This is a genomic window from Streptosporangium sp. LJ11 (assembly GCF_051918945.1).
Lineage (GTDB): Bacteria > Actinomycetota > Actinomycetes > Streptosporangiales > Streptosporangiaceae > Streptosporangium.
In genome coordinates this window covers 52,669-71,123 of record NZ_JBPXMB010000011.1, presented here as the reverse complement: position 1 = coordinate 71,123, position 18,455 = coordinate 52,669, and the positions used below count along the sequence as shown (strand labels likewise).

The following is an 18,455-nucleotide window of genomic DNA, read 5'->3' as shown; positions in this document are numbered from 1 at the left end:
CCCGTGTTCCTCCGTCTCACCCTCTCCTGCGCCCTGCTCGCCGGAGGGCTCGCCGCACCGCCCTCCGCGCCCGGTGCGCCGATACCTCCGCTGCCGCCGCTCACGTCGTCCAGCGCGCCGCCACCGTCCGGCGCCCCGGCGGAGGCGCCGGCGACGGCACCGGGGACCGCCGCGCGGCCTGCGGCGACCCCCTGCAACGCGCCGTACCGCGTCGACAAGACCCTGCCCAACGGGGCGCGCTGGCAGCTCTGCTGGGAGATGCGCAACGTCGAGGGGCTGACCCTGACCAGGATCGTCTACACGCCGAGGGGCCAGCGGCCGATCACCGTCCTGCGCAGCACCTCGCTGGCCCAGATCCACGTGCCGTACGACAGGGGCCGTCCCCGCTACCACGACATCGGGTCGCTGGGCTACACCGCCATCCCGCTGCGGGCCGCCGACTGCCCGCTCGGCGAGCGTCGCGAGCAGTTCGTCTGCGTGACGACCAGGGCTCGCGGCCACGCGTACCTGAAGGCGCTCCCCGAGCAGCTGAACAAGACGGCTCAGGGGCGTGACCTGGTGGTGTTCGCCGCCTTCCAGGTCGGCTGGTACACCTACCTGGCCGAATGGGCCTTCTCCGACGACGGCGCGATCACCCCGCGGGTGGGGGCCACCGGGTCGCTCGCCGGGTTCGCCACCACGCCCGAGCACGGCTGGCCCATCGGGGTGGGCGCGAGCGGGTTCGAGGCGAGCCACACCCACAACATCTTCTGGCGCCTGGACTTCGACGTGGCGGGCCGGACGGACGACGTCGTGGAGCAGTACGACTTCGGCGGCTCCGGCACCGCGAGCCGGAAGATCCTGCGGACGGCCTTCACGAAGGAGGCCAAGGCCGTCAGCGAACCGATGCGCTGGTGGCGGGTGGTCGACAAGAAGGTGCGCAACGCCGACGGGCACCGTGTCTCCTGGGAGATCAACAACTCCGACACCGCCCAGTACCGGGGCCCCGCCGACGAGGCCTTCACCCGGGCCGATCTCTACGTCACCGACTACCGCTCCTGCGAGCGGCTGGCGACGGTCAACCCGGCCCCCGGGTGCGCCCGCTCCGTCGACCGCTACACCAACGGGGAGCGGCTCGCCGACCCGGTGCTGTGGGTCAACGTCGGCTACCACCACGTCCCCCGCGACGAGGACGCCGACCCCATGCCGAGCCACTGGCAGGGATTCCGCATCACCCCGCGTGACGTCACCGCCAAGAACCCGTACTGACCGCGCCCGGCCGTTCCCCGGCGCGTCGTTCCAGGCCGTTCCCGGCGGTTCCCCGCCGTGTCGGGAGACACCGGCCGTCGGCGGCGGCCCGAACCCGTGCACGCCGCCGCCCATGATCGGATACGGTCGGCGCACGATGGTGTGACCGGCCCCACATAACCGACAATCGTGACTTTTATCTCGCTTGGATCCGCACGTTTTACCAACACGCATGGTGATAGCGGACAGGGGCATGGGATGGGTCACCCGAGTAGGGCAAGGTAGGGGCTATCGATCTACGGGAGTAAGCCATGAACGCGCACTTGGACCTGGACCGGCTCGCGGGCGGAGCGCACCACGATCCGCACTCGATCCTCGGGTCGCACCTGGGTCCCGAGGGCGTGACGATCCGGACGCTGCGGCCCCTGGCGCAGAAGGTCGAGGCGCTCGTGGACGGCGAGGCCCACGACATGAGTCACGTGGCCCACGGCGTGTTCGCGGTGACCCTGCCCGGGATCGACAAGATCCCCGACTACCGGCTCCGGATCACCTACGCCGGTGCCGAGCCGTACGAGACCACGGACCCCTACCGGCACTGGCCCACGCTGGGCGAGGTGGACCTGCACCTCATCGGCGAGGGGCGCCACGAGCGGCTCTGGGAGACCCTCGGCGCGCGGGTCATGCGGCACGAGGACGTGGACGGCACGGCCTTCGCCGTGTGGGCGCCCAACGCGCGCGGCGTCCGGGTCATCGGTGACTTCAACCACTGGGAGGGCGGCGCGCACCCCATGCGCTCGCTCGGCAGGTCGGGCGTGTGGGAGCTCTTCATTCCCGGTCTCGGCCCCGGCGACCGCTACAAGTTCAGCGTCCTCGGCGCGGACGGGGTCTGGCGGGCCAAGGCCGACCCGATGGCCCGGCGCACCGAGGTGCCGCCCGCGACCGCCTCGGTGATCGAGAAGTCGGAATACGTCTGGCGGGACGACGAGTGGATGCGCCGCCGCGCGGGCGGCGACGCCCTGCGGGAGGCGATGAGCGTCTACGAGGTGCACCTCGGCTCGTGGCGGCCCGGCCTGTCGTACCGGGAACTCGCCGTCGAGCTTGTCGACTACGTGGTGGACATGGGGTTCACGCACGTGGAGCTGATGCCGGTGGCCGAGCACCCGTTCGGCGGCTCCTGGGGTTACCAGGTGACCTCCTACTACGCCCCGACGTCCCGCTTCGGCTCCCCCGACGACTTCCGCCACCTGGTCGACAGCCTGCACGAGGCGGGCATCGGGGTGCTGGTCGACTGGGTGCCCGCGCACTTCCCGATGGACGACTGGGCGCTGGCCAGGTTCGACGGCACCCCGCTGTACGAGCACGCCGACCCCGCGCGGGGCGAGCACCCCGAGTGGGGCACCTACATCTTCGACTTCGGCCGCAGGGAGGTGCGCAACTTCCTGGTCGCCAACGCCGTGTACTGGCTGCGCGAGTTCCACGTCGACGGGCTGCGCGTCGACGCGGTCGCCTCGATGCTCTACCTCGACTACTCGCGGCGCGAGGGCGAGTGGACGCCCAACGAGTACGGCGGCAGGGAGAACCTCGACGCGGTCGCGTTCCTCAAGGAGATGAACGCGGTCGCCTACCGGGAGGCGCCGGGCATCATCACCGTCGCCGAGGAGTCGACCGCGTGGCCGGGCGTCTCCCGGCCGGTGCACCTGGGCGGGCTCGGCTTCGGGTTCAAGTGGAACATGGGCTGGATGCACGACACGCTCGCGTACCTCAAGCACGAGCCGGTCTTCCGCCAGTACCACCACCACCAGATGACGTTCTCGCTGATGTACGCGTACTCGGAGAACTTCGTGCTGCCGCTCTCGCACGACGAGGTGGTGCACGGCAAGGGGTCGCTGCTCGGCAAGATGCCCGGCGACGAGTGGCAGCGGTTCGCGAACCTGCGGGCGCTGTTCGCCTTCATGTGGGCCCACCCCGGCAAGCAGCTGCTGTTCATGGGCGGCGAGTTCGGCCAGGGCTCGGAGTGGTCGGAGGAGCGCGGGCTCGACTGGTGGGTGCTCGACTTCGACGGGCACAGGGGGGTGCAGCGGCTGGTCCGCGACCTCAACCGGGTCTACAGGGAATCCCCGGCCCTGTGGAGCGTGGACGCCTCCCCCGACGGCTTCCGATGGATCGACGCCGACGACGCGCTGGGCAACGTGTTCTCCTTCCTGCGCTACGCCGAGGACGGCTCGGTGGTGGCGTGCGTGGCCAACTTCTCCGGCGCGCCGCACGAGGACTACCGTCTCGGGCTGCCCTTCCCCGGGGTGTGGGAGGAGGTGCTCAACACCGACGCCTACGACTACGCGGGCAGCGGGGTGGGCAACCTCGGCGCCGTCGAGGCCATCGAGGAGCCGCGGCACGGTCTCCCGTACTCCGCGACCCTGCGCGTCCCGCCCCTGGGCGCCCTGTGGCTGCGCCATCCGGGCGAGCTCGCACCCGCCGTGGACGAGCGCGCGGCGGAGATCGTCGAAGCCGCGGAGCGGGAGATCGTACGGGAGCGGGTGGTGACCGAGCTGCCCGCCGCGGACGAGCCGAGGGGACCGGAGGAGCCGGAGGAGCGCAGGGAGGCCGAACCGGCCTGACCGGGCCCCGGAACTCTCCGACAGGGCCTCTGACTCCCTGACGACTCTCTGACAGGCCAGATGCGAAACGGGCCGGTCGCGCGGGCGCGCGACCGGCCCGTTTCGCGCTTCGCGCTTCCGGCACCCGCGCCGCCGCCCGCCCGGCCGAAAACCTTAAATCGGCCTTATATCCACGAACAAGGCATTGACCGTCGGCGAACGAGAACCTACGCTCAGAAAACTAATAGGAAACTTTCCTATGAATACGGGGACTTGGCACTCTCTGACCTGGAGCGACCCTTGCGACGAATTACCATCGGCTCCTTCATCGCGGCGGCAGCGCTGCTCGTCCCCCTGGGGATCGGCACGGCGACGGCCGCCACACCCGCCACCGCGACCTACTCGACGACTTCGAACTGGGGCTCCGGTTTCGAGGGCAAGGTCGTCGTGAAAGCCGGGACGAGCGCGCTGACCAGCTGGAAGGTCGAGTTCGACCTGCCCGCCGGCACCTCGATCAGCTCGTCCTGGGACGCCGACCTGACGAAGAGCGGCAACCACTACACCTTCGTCAACAAGTCGTGGAACGGCGCGCTCGCGGCGGGCGCCTCCACGAGCTTCGGTTTCAACGGCGCGCCCGGTGGCATCACCGGCGTGCTGAACTGCAAGCTCAACGGCGCCGCCTGCGACGGCGGCGGTACCCCGGACCCGACGCCCACCCCCACGCCCACGGTCACCCCCACGCCGACCCCGACCCCCACCCCGACGGTCACCCCCACCGTCCAGCCTCCCGGCGGTAAGAAGATCGTCGGATACTTCACCCAGTGGGGCGTCTACGCCCGCAACTTCCACGTGAAGAACCTGGTCACGAACGGCTCCGCGTCGAAGCTGACGCACATCCTGTACGCCTTCGGCAACACCACCGGCGGCCGGTGCACCATCGGCGACTCCTACGCCGACTACGAGAAGGCCTACACCGCGGCCGACAGCGTCGACGGCGTGGCCGACACCTGGGACCAGCCGCTGCGCGGCAGCTTCAACCAGCTCCGCAAGCTGAAGAAGGCCTACCCGAACATCAAGGTCATCTGGTCCTTCGGCGGCTGGACCTGGTCCGGCGGCTTCACCCAGGCCGCGCAGAACCCGGCCGCGTTCGCCGACTCCTGCCACAACCTGGTCGAGGATCCGCGCTGGGCCGACGTGTTCGACGGCATCGACGTCGACTGGGAGTACCCCAACGCCTGTGGCCTGACCTGTGACAGCAGCGGCCCGAACGCCTTCAAGAACATCATCTCCGCGCTGCGCACCAAGTTCGGCCCCAACGCCCTCGTCACCGCGGCGACCACGGCCGACGGCTCCAACGGCGGCAAGATCGACGCCGCCGACTACGCGGGTGCCATCAACAACCTGAACTGGCTCATGCCGATGACGTACGACTACTTCGGCGCCTTCAACGCCCAGGGCCCGACGGCTCCGCACTCGCCGCTGACCTCCTACCCCGGCATCCCGCAGGCCGGGTTCAACTCCGACGCGGCGATCCAGAAGTTCAAGTCCAAGGGCATCCCGGCCGACAAGCTGCTGCTGGGCATCGGCTTCTACGGCCGCGGCTGGACCGGCGTGACCCAGGCGGCTCCGGGCGGCTCCGCCACCGGCGCGGCCCAGGGCACCTACGAGGCGGGGATCGAGGACTACAAGGTCCTCAAGACCAAGTGCCCGCCCACCGGCACCGTCGGCGGCACCGCCTACGCCTTCTGCAACGGCAACTGGTGGAGCTACGACACCCCCTCCACCATCGCCGGGAAGATGACCTACGCCAAGAACCAGGGTCTGGGCGGGGCGTTCTTCTGGGAGACCAGCGGCGACACCACCAACGGTGAGCTGATCACCGCCATCTCCAACGGCCTCAAGTAATATTCCGACCACTCGACCCTCCGTGTGCGCTACGCCGCGGGGGGTCGAGCTTTTCTCCGAAGATCCTCCAAATCTGGGGCAAAGTATTCACGCGGCGCATACGGCTGCTTAGACTCCGAAACGCCCGTTTGATCCCCCCGGAGGACGTGTGCGACTTCGAGCTCTCGTGGCCATGGCGTTGGTTCTCACCATCGCGCCCGCGGTACCCGCCCTCGCCGAGGACACACCGGCACCGCCGGCGGCCTCCGCGGGCGAGAGCCCACCCGCGGCCCCGGACGACGGAGCCGGAGGGACGGAGGGCCAGGAGACGCCCGCCGCCACACCGGCCCCGCCCCCCGCCGACGCGACGCCCCCACCGGCGCCTCCGCTGCCGAAGCTGGAGGCGGGACTCGCCTCCGACGGCGACGGGGCCCGGGTCATCGTCGAGCTGGCGGCCCCCGCGGAGGCGGCGCCGGTGGCCGGGGAGGCGCGGCGGCTGCCCGACGCCCAGGTCGTCCTCGAACCCGCGGACACCTCGTTCATCGTGGTCGAGGGGACCGGCGAGTCGCTCGCCAAGCTGGCCGAGGACCCGCGCGTCCTCTCCATCCGCCGCGACCGCACGTACTCCCCCACGTCGCTGGGATCACTGGGTTCGGCGGGCTCGCTGGCCACCAGCCTTCAGGTGATCGGCGCGGACAGGGCGCACGCCGCGGGGACCAAGGGCCAGGGCCAGACGATCGCGATCATCGACACCGGGATCGACGCCGCCCACCCCGACTTCGGGGGCAAGGTCGTGGCGCAGGCCTGCTTCTCCGCGACGGACGACGGCGCGCAGTCCCTGTGCCCCAACGGGCAGACGAGCGACCCCGGGTCCGCCGACGCCAACACCGCCGCCTGCGTCCACGAGCAGGTCAACCTGTGTGACCACGGCACCCACGTGGCGGGGATCGCCCACGCCGTCGCCCCCGACGCGGACATCGTGGCGATCCAGGTCTTCAGCAGGATCAACGACTGCGCCGACGAGGGCGGGGTCTGCCTGACCGCATTCGAGTCCACGATCCTGCTCGCCCTGGAACACGTCGCGAAGCTCAAGGACGAGGGCAGGAACGTCGCCGCGGTGAACCTCAGCCTCGGCGGCGGCCTCTACGAGGGAACGTGTGACGCCGAACCCGAACTGGCGGCGATGAGGAGCCGGATCGACGACCTTCGCGCCAAGGGCGTGGCCGTCGTGGCCGCCGCGGGGAACGAGGGCGTGTCCGGCGCCGGGGCTCCCGGCTGCTTCTCCGGCCCGGTGACGGTGGGCGCGACGGGCGACGACGACACCGTCCCCCACTGGTCCAACCACGGCTCCGTGCTCGACCTCTTCGCCCCCGGTCTCGAGATCGACTCCGCGGTGCCCGGTGGCGGCCACCAGGTCTACAGCGGGACCTCGATGTCCACCCCGTTCGTCACCGGCGCCCTGGCGCTGATGGCCCAGAAGGCCCCGGGCACCCCGGACGCGCTGGCCCAGCAGCTCAAGACGACGGGCCGCCCGATCGTCTACGGCACGGTGACCACCCCGCGTCTCGACCTGAACGCCGCGATCGCCGGGGGCACCCCCAGCCCGCCCGTCACCCAGACGCCCCTTCCCGAGGAGCCCGCCGACCCGCCCGCCGACGACCCGTCCGACGAGCCCTCGGAGGAGCCCAGCCCCGACCCCAGCTCGGGTCCCTCCCCCTCGGCCGCGCCGAGCGACCCGGCGCCGACGCCGATCCCGCTGCCGACGGTGACGATCACCGTGACCGTGACCGTCCCCCCGACGAAGGCGGCGGCGGCGCCCACGGTGTGCACGCGCGGCAAGTCCACGAAGACGCTGAGCGCCGCGCAGTGGGCGGTGGAGGTCACCCGGGGCAAGGGCAAGATCTCGGACGCGACGCTCGGCTGCTACCTCGGCCTGGTGACCAAGGCCAGCAAGGTCTTCGCCGAGGTCACGCCCGCCTCCACGCCGGCCGCCGCGTACAAGGTGCTCAAGCCGGCCAAGAAGACGGCGAGGACCAGGCTGGAGAGCGAGCTGCTGGCCGCCTGGCTGAACTGGGCGAACGGCGGAGTGAACTTCACCGCCAGGATCAAGGAGACGGCCACCCTGAAGACGGTTCTCACCTCGGTGGAGAAGACGCGCCTGAAGGGCGGCTCTCCCGCCGCATCCACCTCGATGCTCAAGAAGCAGGTGAACGCCCGCCGAGCCGCGTAGGCGCCGCGTGGACCCCGGGGGTCATGAAGACCCCCGGGGACGGAAAACAGGTGGACGCCCGCCGGACCGCGCGTAGACGCCGGGGTCATGGAACCCCCGGGGGCCGGAAAACAGGTGGACGTTCACCGAACCGCATAAGCCCGGTATGTGTCGCTTAGGGTGAGGGGCATGGACGCGACCAAGGTGATCATCGACACTGTCGACCGGTTCAAGCAGCGCCGTACCGCTCCACTGGTCCTTGAGCTCGACCTCACCGAGGGCCTGACCGACGGCAGTCCCCCGGTGGATCCGCTGAGCGCCGTCCTGGCGATGCGCAAGACGAGCCTGACCGACGTGCTGGCCGGGCTCAAGCGCGCCAGGAAGGACGACCGGGTCAAGGCGCTGATCGTCAAGATCGGCGGCCAGCCGCTGGGGCTCGCGATCGTCCAGGAGCTCCGCCAGGCCGTGATCCACTTCCGGGCCTCGGGCAAGCTGACCGTCGCGTTCGCCGAGACCTTCGGCGAGCTCGGCGGGGGCACCGTCCCCTACTACCTGGGCAGCGCCTTCGAGCGGGTCTACCTCCAGCCGTCCGGCGACGTCGGGCTGACCGGTGTCGCGATGGAGCAGCGCTTCCTGCGGGGCGCGCTGGGCAAGCTCGGCGTCGAGTACCAGATCGGCCAGCGGCACGAGTACAAGACGGCCGCCAACACCTTCACCCAGGACCACATGACCGAGGCCCACCGCGAGTCGATGAGCCGCATCACCGAGTCGATCACCGAACAGGTCGTGGCCGGCATCGCCGACGGGCGCGGGCTCGAACCGGCGAAGGTGCGCGAGCTCATCGACCAGGGCCCGTTCATCGGCGCCGAGGCCGTCGAGGCCGGTCTCGTCGACCGGCTGGCCTACCGCGACGAGGTCTACGACGAGGTCAAGGAGGCCGTCGGCGACAACACGCTGCTGCTGTACGTCGGCCGCTACGCCAAGGCGCTGTCCGCCAAGAAGCTCCCGCACCCCGGCGAGCAGACCGTCGCCCTGGTCCGCGGCAACGGCCCGATCCGGCTCGGCCGCAGCGGCCGCAGCCCGCTGGGCGGCGGTGGCGCCATGGGCTCCGACACCATCTGCGCCGCCCTGCGCGCGGCCCGCCGCGACGACAACGTCAAGGCGGTCGTCTTCCGGGTCGACAGCCCCGGCGGCTCGTACACGGCCTCCGACGCCATCTGGCGCGAGGTCGTGCTCACCCGCAAGGCGGGCAAGCCCATCGTGATCTCGATGGGCGACCTGGCCGCCTCCGGCGGCTACATGGTCTCGATGGCCGCCGACGTGATCGTGGCCCAGCCGGGCACGCTCACCGGCTCCATCGGCGTGTTCGGCGGCAAGGCGGTCATCGGCGGGCTGCTGGAGAAGATCGGCGTGTCCTCCGAGACCGTCGGCGAGGGCGCCAACTCCGGGATGCTCTCCCCCACCAACGCCTTCTCCGAGGCGCAGTGGGCACGGGTCAACGCCTGGCTCGACCGGGTCTACGACGACTTCGTGAACAAGGTCGCCGAGGGGCGCGGCCTGTCCCGCGAGCGGGCCCACGAGCTGGCCAAGGGCCGGGTCTGGACCGGGGCGGACGCCCTGGAGGGCGGCCTCGTCGACGAGCTCGGCGGCCTGGAGGACGCCCTGGCCCTGGCCCGCAAGAAGGCAGGACTGCCCGTCGACGCCCCGGTGCGCTCCTATCCCAAGCTCAGCCCCCTGGAGCGGCTGCGCCCCGCGGAGTCCAGCGAGGACAAGGCCGCCGCCACGGCCCGGGTCCGCCTGGAGGCCTGGGGCCCGATCGCCCACCTCGCAGGCGAGCTGGGCCTGCCGTCGTACGGGCCGCTGATGCTCCCGGGCTCGTGGACGATCCGCTGACCATGCCTTTCCTCGTCCTTCGGTGAAGGAGCCGCCGCGTTCGAACGCGGCGGCTCCCGCCCGTGAGAGAGGGATGAGCGGCGACCCGCCGGGTCAGCGGTAGCGGCTCCGGTAGCGGGCCAGCGGCAGGACCGAGGCGTCGACGTAGTCGACCCCGAGCACCTTGGCGATGAAGATCGTGTGGTCTCCGGCCGGGACGACCTTGACCGTCTCGACCTCCAGCGCGGTGACGCCGCCGTCCACGACGAGGGCCTCGCTCAGCTCGCCCCGGTGATGCGGCGTGCCCGCGAGCAGCAGCCTGGCACCCGGACGGCCCGCCGTGGCGAAGCGGCTGGCGATCGCCTTCTGCCCCGCCGACAGCACGCTGGCGGCCCAGCGGTCATGGCGGAGCAGCAGCTCGTTGAGGTATCCGGCATTGTCCAGGCTCACCATCACCAGGGGCGGGTCCAGCGACAGCGAGGTGAAGGTGGCGACCGTCACCCCCACGTCGTCGCGCCCGTCCTTCACCGTGACGACCGTCACACCGGTCACCACCTGGGCCATGGACTCGACGAACTCGTTCATGCGGCCATCATCCCGGAACCGGACAGGTGCCCGCCCCGGCGCGGTGTGTCGTGAATCACATCGGCCCACGACCTCGTCATCGCCGTTTTTCCTCCGCAGCCGACAGCCTTCCGCGCCTCCGCCTCCGCGAGCACCGACTTCAGGTCGCTCTTAAATCGCGCAGCCGATCCCCCTTCTCCCGCCGCGTCCGCTATGAACGCTTCCTCGTTTCACCGGGTGTGAGCTGCGCTTTCAAGAAAAATCGGAGAGCGAGACACGCGAGGCGAACAGCGGGCCACCACTCACTTTCCCTACGTGATCATTCCGGTCCATGCTCGCGGACAACCAAGCGTCACTGTAAGAACGCAAGTTCGATATGTCGCAATTTCAAACCCAAAATCTATGTCCTATTTATTCATGCTTACACATATTGCGCACATAAAGGACGCATGTGTAATTTCTGATCGTTTGCTGGTTGCGCGCTCCGAACCGTCGACCCCGGCCCCGTTGTGGACCTGGTGGCGGGCTGGGGTAACGCGGGAGCGGTTAGCTTCCGCGCTGACTTGTTCGGAGGGTGACGGCGTATGCGCCGGAGTTTGTCGTGGTCGTTGTCGGCAGCCGTGAGAGCCCGGACAGCGGTGACCGTTATGGTCGCGGCGCTTCCCGGCCTGTTGTTGTTCCAGGCGGTTCCGGTGTCGGCCGCGAGGGTGCAGCCACCCGCGCTCTTTCAGGGCACCCCTGATACGCCTAATCAGCTGACCGGTTCGGCGGCAGGATTTCCGTCGTTGGTGGATTCGGCGGCCACGGCGACGACGGTGAAGGTGAAGCCGTCGCAACAGGATGACGAACCTCCCAAGGGGGCGTTGCGGCCCGAGGGGCGCTTCGTCGATGAGCCCCAGCCCGCCGCCCCTGCCAAGGGCGCCGACGCCGACAGGCGTTCCTTCTCTTCCGGCGCTGCGCGGGCTCAGGCGATGGATTGTCAGTACGGGTGTATTCCGACGATCGTGGATGTGCATCCGTGGAACGAGGCGCAGGTCGGGTCGTTGACGCCGCTGCTGGTGACCTACGCCAAGAGCAACGCCGGCGTGTACGGCATCGACTACCGCTTTGAGATCTGTGACCAGTCGGGGATGTCGGGCACCTGCACCACCTCAGGGTGGCTGAGTGATGTCAATACCTGGCGGGTTCCGGCGGGCAAGCTGAAGTGGGGCAAGGAGTACTGGTGGCAGGTCTCGGCCAAAGACCGCGGCACCTTGGGGGTGAACACCTCGTTGATGTCGTCCATCACCACCGGGGTGCGGCAGCCGATGATCACCTCGCAGTTGTCCGCGCGGGGGGTGAACGGCCAGGAGTTTCACCAGCTGGCCGGGAACTACACCACGGCCTTCACCGACGTCTCGGTCACGACGGCCGGTGAGCCGTTGTCGGTGGTGCGCTCCTACAACACGCTGGATCCGCGGGCCGATGGGATGTTCGGCGCGGCCTGGTCAACGCTGTGGGACATGAAGCTCCTCTCCGAGGTCGGCGGGGAGGCCTCCTCGCTGCTGGTCACCTATCCCGATGGCCGTCAGGTGCGGTTCGCCGACAACGGCAACGGCACCTTCCAGCCGCCGCCGGGAATGCACGCCACCTTGGCGACGGTCAGCGGTGGTGGCTGGCGGTTGATGGACAAGGGCGCCATCTCCTACCATTTCGACGCCCAAGGGCGACTGACGAAGATCACCGATGCCCATGGCCGTAGCCGTAATCTCGTCTACGGAACCGATGGCAAGCTGGCGACGGTGACCGCCTCCGGCGGACGGGCACTGCACTTCACCTGGACGGGTGCGCACGTCACACAGGTGTCCACCGACCCGGTGGGGGGTCAGGCCTTGACGTGGACCTACCATTACCAGGGTGATCGGCTGGTCGGCTCGTGCGCTCCGGTGGCCGCGCCGAACTGCATCACCTACGGGTACGGCACCGGCTCGACCTACCGCTCGACGGTGCTGGACTCCGACCCTTACGGGTACTGGCGGCTGGGTGAGACCTCGGGCACCTCGGCCGCCAATCTGGGCTGGGGTACGGGCCCGGCCACCTACGCCAACGCGACCAAGGGGCAGCCCGGAGCGCTGGCCGGTACCACCGACACCGCGATCAGCGTGACCTCCGGTTCGGTCGAACTTCCGCTGAACTCGGTCGCCCGGCTGGCCGACAAGTTCTCGGTGGAGGTGTGGTTCAAGACCACCTTGCACGGGGTGCTGTTCTCCGCCGGTTTGGAGGATCCGACTCCTGCGGACTCGGCGATCTATGTGGGTACCGACGGCAAACTACGCGCCCGCTCCCAGCCGTTCTCCGGTGATGACGCGGCCCCGATCACCTCGGCGGGTGTCGTCAACGACGGACAGTGGCACCACGCGGTGCTGAGCGTGGCCGGCACCACCGACCGGCTGTATCTGGACGGTCAGCTGGTGGGTTCCCTGACCGGGCCAGGAGGCCTCGAATGGCGCGAACAGGCCCGGTTCGGCAAGGGAATGCTCAGCTGGCGCTGGCCGGCCACCAGCGAGGTGTTCAAGGGGCAACTGGATGAGGCGGCCCTCTATGACAAGCCGCTGACCGCTGGGGAGATCAGCCGCCATCACGCGGCCCGCGCCGAGACCCCGCACAAGCTCACCACCATCACGTTGCCGTCGGGACGGGCATGGGCGACCAACACCTACGACGCTGCCACCGACCGGATCACCACTCACGTCGACCAAAACGGCGGCACCTGGAAGATCGGCGCCCCGGTCTACGCGCCGGAGACGGGCAAGTCGACGATTACCGTCACCGACCCCAACAACAACACCCTGAGCTACGTCCACGACGCCTGGCGCGGCTACCGCCTGGTCAGCCGCACCGACCAGCTAGGCAAGATCACCAGGTACGAGTACGACACCGGCGGGTTCCCCACGAAGGCCACCGATCCAAACGGGGTTGTCACCGAGCGGGTCAACGACGCTCGTGGCAACGTCACCGCCATCAAGACCTGTAAGGCGGTAGGAAACTGCCAGACCACCCGTCAGACGTTCTACCGCAACACCACCGACGAGTTCGACCCACGCAACGACCGTCCCATAACACACAGGGATGCCCGTTCAGCGAGCGCCACCGACAACACCTACGCCACCACCACCGAGTACACCACCCACGGGGAGGTGGCCAAGCAGACCACCCCGGCCACCCCCGACTTTCCCACCGGCCGTTCAACGACGTCCACCTACACCGATGGAACCGAACCCGCCGTCGGTGGCGGCACCACCCCGGCTGGCCTGCGCGAGTCGAGCAAGGACGCCAAGGGCAACGAGACGACCTACCGCTACAGTGCCACCGGGGACTTGGCCGAGCAGACCAGCCCCTCAGAGGTGGTATCGAAGTTCGGTCGTGACGCGCTGGGCCGAGTGACCTCGCGAACCGAGGTGTCAGCGGCCCACCCGGATGGTGTCACCACGACGTTCACCTACGACGGGCTCGGACGCCCGCTGACGCAGACCGCTCCCGGGGTGAAGAACGAGATCAGCAACGTCACCCACACCGCCAAAACCACCTACACCTACGACGCGGACGGCAACAGGCTCACCGAGACGGTATCGGATCTGACCGGCGGTGACCCGGCACGCACCACCACCTACACCTACGACGTCAAGGGCCAGGTAGAAACGGTCACCGACCCCGAAGGCAGTGTGATGCGCTCCACCTGGGACGTCACCGGCGCCCAAGCTTCGACGACCGACCCCATGGGCACTGTCCTCACCTATGCCTACACCAAGCGCGGTGAACCGTTCACCGCGACCCTCAAGAACTGGACCGGCAGCCCGGTCAGCCCGCAGGCCGCGCAGGATGTGGTGCTGGAGTCCCGCTCCTACGACCCCGGCGGGCGCCTGGCCGGCGAAGTGGACGCGATGGGCCGCAAGAGGGCTTACACCTACTTCACCGACAACCGCCTGTCCCAGGTGACCGGCGACGATGTCCGGCTGAACGGCTTGACGACCCCGACCGATGTGGTACTGGAGGACAACACCTACGACGCCGCCGGTCACCTCGTCAAGCAGGTCACCAACACACCGGCCAGCCAGGCCACCAGCGGTGAAAAGGTCACCACCGACTACGTCTACGACGCCGCCGGTCGGCTGACCTCCACCACGTTCGACCCGGCCGACCTCAAACGCAAGACCGCCTTCGAGTACGACGCGACCGAGAACGTCACCAAGAAGACCTTCACCGGCGCGAACACCACCAGGACGGAATCGACGCTCTACGCGTACAACTCCCTGAACCTGATGACCCAGCAGACCGTCGAGAACGGCGCCGACGACCTGGTCACCACTAATGTCTACGACGACCGCGGCCTGCTGACCGCGACCACCGACCCCCGAGGCAACGCCTCCGGCGCCACCGCCGCCGACTTCACCACCACGATGCGCTACGACCTCGCCGGGCAGCTCGTGGAGAAGAAAGCGCCACAGGTGAGGATCGAGAAAGCCGGGACGACCGCCGACGCGCGACCCACGGCGAAGTACGGCTACGACAGCACCGGCCTGACGACGCACACGGTCGACGCCGAAGGACGGACGATCACCTCGACGTACGACAAGGCCGGACGCCTCACCTCGGCGATCGCCCCGTCCTATACCCCGCCGGGTGGCAGTGCCGTCATCCCCAAGATCAGTTTCGGCTACGACGCCGCCGGTCGCCAGACCACGCTCACCGACCCGCGCAACCACATCACCTCCACCACCTACGACGCCCTGGGCCGACCGGTCAAGGTCACCGACCCCGGCCCCTCCGGTCCCGGCGGTGCCCGGGTGGCGGAGTACGACCTGCTCGGCGAGCAGCTCGCGGCGATCGACCCCAACGGCGCGCGTACCGAGGCCACCTACGACGACCTGGGCCGCAAGATCACCCAGACCCAGATCGAGCGCTTCCCCAGCACCGCCGCGCACACCACCAAGCTGAGCTACGACACAGCCGGCAACCTCACCAAAACCATCGCCCCGGGATCCGGCGACAAGACCACCACGTACGCGGTCAACGCCGCCGGACAGGTCAAGACCGTGACCGACCCCCTGACGCACGCCTCCTCGATCGCCTACGACCTGCTGGGCCGGCAGACCAAGGTGACCGACGCGCTGGGCAACGCCACCGAGGTCGAGTACGACCTGGCCGGGCGCAAGATCGCGACCAGAGATCTCACCGGAACCAACCCCGTTACGACCGTGCGCACCTTCGGCTTCGGCTACGACCCGGCTGGCAACCCGACCAGCACCACCTCCGGAGAAGGGCACGTCACCGAACGGCGGTTCGACGCGCTGGGCCGGATGACCTCCCTGATCGAGCCGGTCTCCGCGGGCACGTCGATCACCTCGACGTTCGGCTACGACGCCACCGGCGCACGCACCCGCACCACCGACGGCCGCGGCAACGCCACCTGGACGAGCTACAACACCCTCGGACTGGTCGAGTCGGTCCTCGAACCGGCCACCACCGCCCACCCGAACGCCACCGACCGGACCTGGAGCAGCGTCTACGACGCCGCGGGCAACGCCACCGCCACCGTGCAGCCGGGCGGGGTACGCCTCGATCGCACCTTCGACCACCTCAACCGGATGACCACGGAGACGGGCAGCGGCGGGTCGGTGGCCACTCCCACCCGCACCGTTACCTACGACACCGCGGGCCGCGTCACCGCGATCGGCGACTACACCCTCGACTACAACGACCGCAGCCTGCTGACCAAGGTGTCCAAGGCCACCAACCAGGTCGCCACCTACGCCTACGACGCCCTGGGCAACCTCAGCCAGCGCGTCGACCCCGCCGGGACGGCTACCTACACCTGGGATGACGCCAACAGGCTCAAGACCGCCTCCGACCCGGTGACCGGCCGCACCTGGACCTACGGCTACGACAACGCCGACCGCCTCAAGACCAAGACCTCCGCCAATCCGGTCAACACCCAGACCTACGACTACGACGCCGTCGACCGCCTCACCCTGCACTCGGTGAAGAACAGCTCCGGCACCGAACTGTCGAAGATCCTCTACGGGTGGGACAAGGACGACAACCTCATCAGCAAGACCACCAGCGGCACCGCCGGAGCCGGCACCAACACCTACGGCTACGACCGTTCCCGGCGTCTGACCTCCTGGACCGCGCCCGGAGGCGCCGTCACCTCCTACGAGTGGGACGCCTCCGGCAACCGCACCAAGGCAGGGGCCGACACCTTCGTCTACGACCAGCGCAACCGGCTCACCTCCGGCGCCGGGACCGACTACACCTACACCCCGCGCGGCACCACCGCCACCGAGACCAAGGCCGGCGTCACCCGCGACCTCACCTTCGACGCCTTCGACCGTCTCGTCTCCGACGGAGACGCCACCTACGGCTACGACGCCCTGGACCGGATGACCTCACGCACCAAGGGCACCGCCCAGCAGCGCTTCGTATACTCCGGCCTGAGCAACAACATCACCACCACCACCGACGGTGTGGGTGCCGTCCAGGCCAAGTACGGCCGTGATCCCTTCGGCGGCCTACTGAGCACGCAGGAGGGCGCGAGCCCCGCGCTCGCCACGATGAGCGACCTGCACGGTGACGTGGTGGGCACCTTCTCCGGCACCGCCCTGGTCGACTCGACCGCCTACGACCCCTTCGGCAAGGTCACCCACCGCTCCGGCACCCAGCCTGCCCTCGGTTACCAGGGTGATTACACCGACCCCGACACCGGCAAGGTCAACATGCACGCCCGCTGGTACCAGCCCGGCACCGGCGCCTTCGCCTCCCGCGACACCGCCACCCTCAGCCCCGACCCTTCGGTCCAGGCCAACCGCCACACCTACGCCAACGCCTCCCCTCTCACCCACACCGATCCCAGCGGACACAATTCCATTCAGCTCAACACCGTGAACTCCCCAAACAGCGCAAGTGGCGGTTCTGGCTGGCAGTCCTTCGATATGAACGCGTACATGAGTGCTCATATCGAAAAAATCACTACCTCGCCCTGGGATAGGGAAATCAACTGGCCGGAGCCGGGAAAGCCATACAATGCGTGGGATGTCGACGGTTCGGGCCTGTATAGAAGCGACGGCGTCCAGGACTGGGAACCTTGGAATCCCGGGCTCTCGGAAGAGGAAGCGAAGCGAATCGGTTACATGACCAACGGAAGGCCGGCCCCCAAGGGCTATTGGAAGGAGAGCAAGAAAGTACGAGAAACTTACATGAATCTATACAGCATACATGCCAGCGAAAAGGAACTCTCCAAGCTCTGGAAGCAGCTGACAGCACCAAAAGAACTTATCAAAGAAGTAGTCGTACCTAAGAACGACCGTCGGTCTGGGGCGCAATCGACAAAGACCGGTAAAGCACTGGTCTGCACTTATACAGTAAAAGGTCTTTGCAAAAAGGGAGAGGTGCCGCCCGCATGGGCCGCCAAAATATACAAGAATCTTCGTAACATGAAAATGTGCTATGAACGAGGGCCAAAGCAATGCGGCATAATTATTAACCTTGTAATTCACTCTTACCAAATGTCCGGAACCAGCCCCGTTGTTCCGGACAGTAAGACCAAAGGTGACGGGAAACTACGCCATTGGCTGCTCGCCACAGGGCTGGCCATCATGATGGGCGAAAAATTCGCCAGGAAATTTCTAGCCGTGCACGAGATAGGGGAGGAAGGAACAAAGGACAGCGTGGCAGATGTAAAAGTAAACAACGATGCCATCGAGTGGGCAATGACGGGCAATCGATACATTGTCTTGATTGGCGTATACGAAACCGACCACCCAAGATACTGGAGAGAAATAAAAGAAGGCTACAGGGATTACAGAAGTGGGAAAAAAACGAAAAGTAGATATGCAGATGCGCAACCTATGGCCTGGTAGAGGCTTCCGCTAAAGATCGGGCGCGTCGAAGATTCGTGCATATCAAGGCCAGAATCCCTGCTCTCGCACTGCAAAAACCAATGACAAAAGGATCTAACCAGGTTGCTAGCTTGAACGTCGGCTACACTGACCGTACGTAGCGAACCGTCAACGCAACCACACCAAACAGGGGTCGCAATGGAGAAGTTATCGCGATTCAAACATTGCTTG

At 68.0% G+C, this 18,455-nt stretch carries 7 protein-coding genes; 6 read left to right on the top strand and 1 reads right to left on the bottom strand.

What is annotated here, in order from left to right; all coding sequences use genetic code 11:
- Positions 1-3: 3 nt before the first annotated feature.
- From ACTOQ3_RS17755 to sppA, 5 genes are all read left to right on the top strand, one after another.
- Positions 4-1,248 (top strand): copper amine oxidase, encoded by a 1,245-nt coding sequence (locus ACTOQ3_RS17755; protein ID WP_440084490.1) that lies wholly within the window; start codon positions 4-6, stop codon positions 1,246-1,248.
- A gap of 290 nt (positions 1,249-1,538) precedes the next feature.
- Complete coding sequence (glgB, locus tag ACTOQ3_RS17750) at positions 1,539-3,842, top strand: 1,4-alpha-glucan branching protein GlgB (protein WP_440084489.1); 2,304 nt, start codon at positions 1,539-1,541, stop codon at positions 3,840-3,842.
- 279 nt (positions 3,843-4,121) lie between these two features.
- On the top strand, positions 4,122-5,726 hold the full coding sequence (locus ACTOQ3_RS17745; protein ID WP_440084488.1) for a glycosyl hydrolase family 18 protein: 1,605 nt from the start codon (positions 4,122-4,124) through the stop codon (positions 5,724-5,726).
- Positions 5,727-5,874: 148 nt separating this feature from the next.
- Positions 5,875-7,935, top strand: a complete 2,061-nt coding sequence (locus ACTOQ3_RS17740) for a S8 family peptidase (protein ID WP_440084487.1) — start codon at positions 5,875-5,877, stop codon at positions 7,933-7,935.
- 168 nt (positions 7,936-8,103) lie between these two features.
- Positions 8,104-9,807, top strand: a complete 1,704-nt coding sequence (gene sppA / locus ACTOQ3_RS17735) for a signal peptide peptidase SppA (RefSeq protein ID WP_440084486.1) — start codon at positions 8,104-8,106, stop codon at positions 9,805-9,807.
- A gap of 93 nt (positions 9,808-9,900) precedes the next feature.
- On the opposite strand, the gene ACTOQ3_RS17730 is transcribed toward sppA, so the two are convergent.
- A complete protein-coding gene (locus tag ACTOQ3_RS17730) occupies positions 9,901-10,371 on the bottom strand; it encodes a flavin reductase family protein (RefSeq protein WP_440084485.1) in 471 nt (156 codons plus the stop codon).
- A 626-nt stretch (positions 10,372-10,997) separates the two neighbouring features.
- Between ACTOQ3_RS17730 and ACTOQ3_RS17725 the strand changes: the two genes are divergently transcribed.
- Positions 10,998-18,245, top strand: coding sequence for a LamG-like jellyroll fold domain-containing protein (locus ACTOQ3_RS17725; protein ID WP_440084484.1), 7,248 nt, complete (start codon positions 10,998-11,000; stop codon positions 18,243-18,245).
- The last annotated feature ends 210 nt before the right edge of the window (positions 18,246-18,455 follow it).

Bases quoted from the DNA above. Each gene is read 5' to 3' on its own strand.
- sppA (WP_440084486.1), top strand. From the start codon at position 8,104: ATGGACGCGACCAAGGTGATCATCGACACTGTCGACCGGTTCAAGCAG.
- glgB (WP_440084489.1), top strand. From the start codon at position 1,539: ATGAACGCGCACTTGGACCTGGACCGGCTCGCGGGCGGAGCGCACCAC.
- ACTOQ3_RS17730 (WP_440084485.1), bottom strand. From the start codon at position 10,371: ATGAACGAGTTCGTCGAGTCCATGGCCCAGGTGGTGACCGGTGTGACG.
- ACTOQ3_RS17725 (WP_440084484.1), top strand. From the start codon at position 10,998: ATGGTCGCGGCGCTTCCCGGCCTGTTGTTGTTCCAGGCGGTTCCGGTG.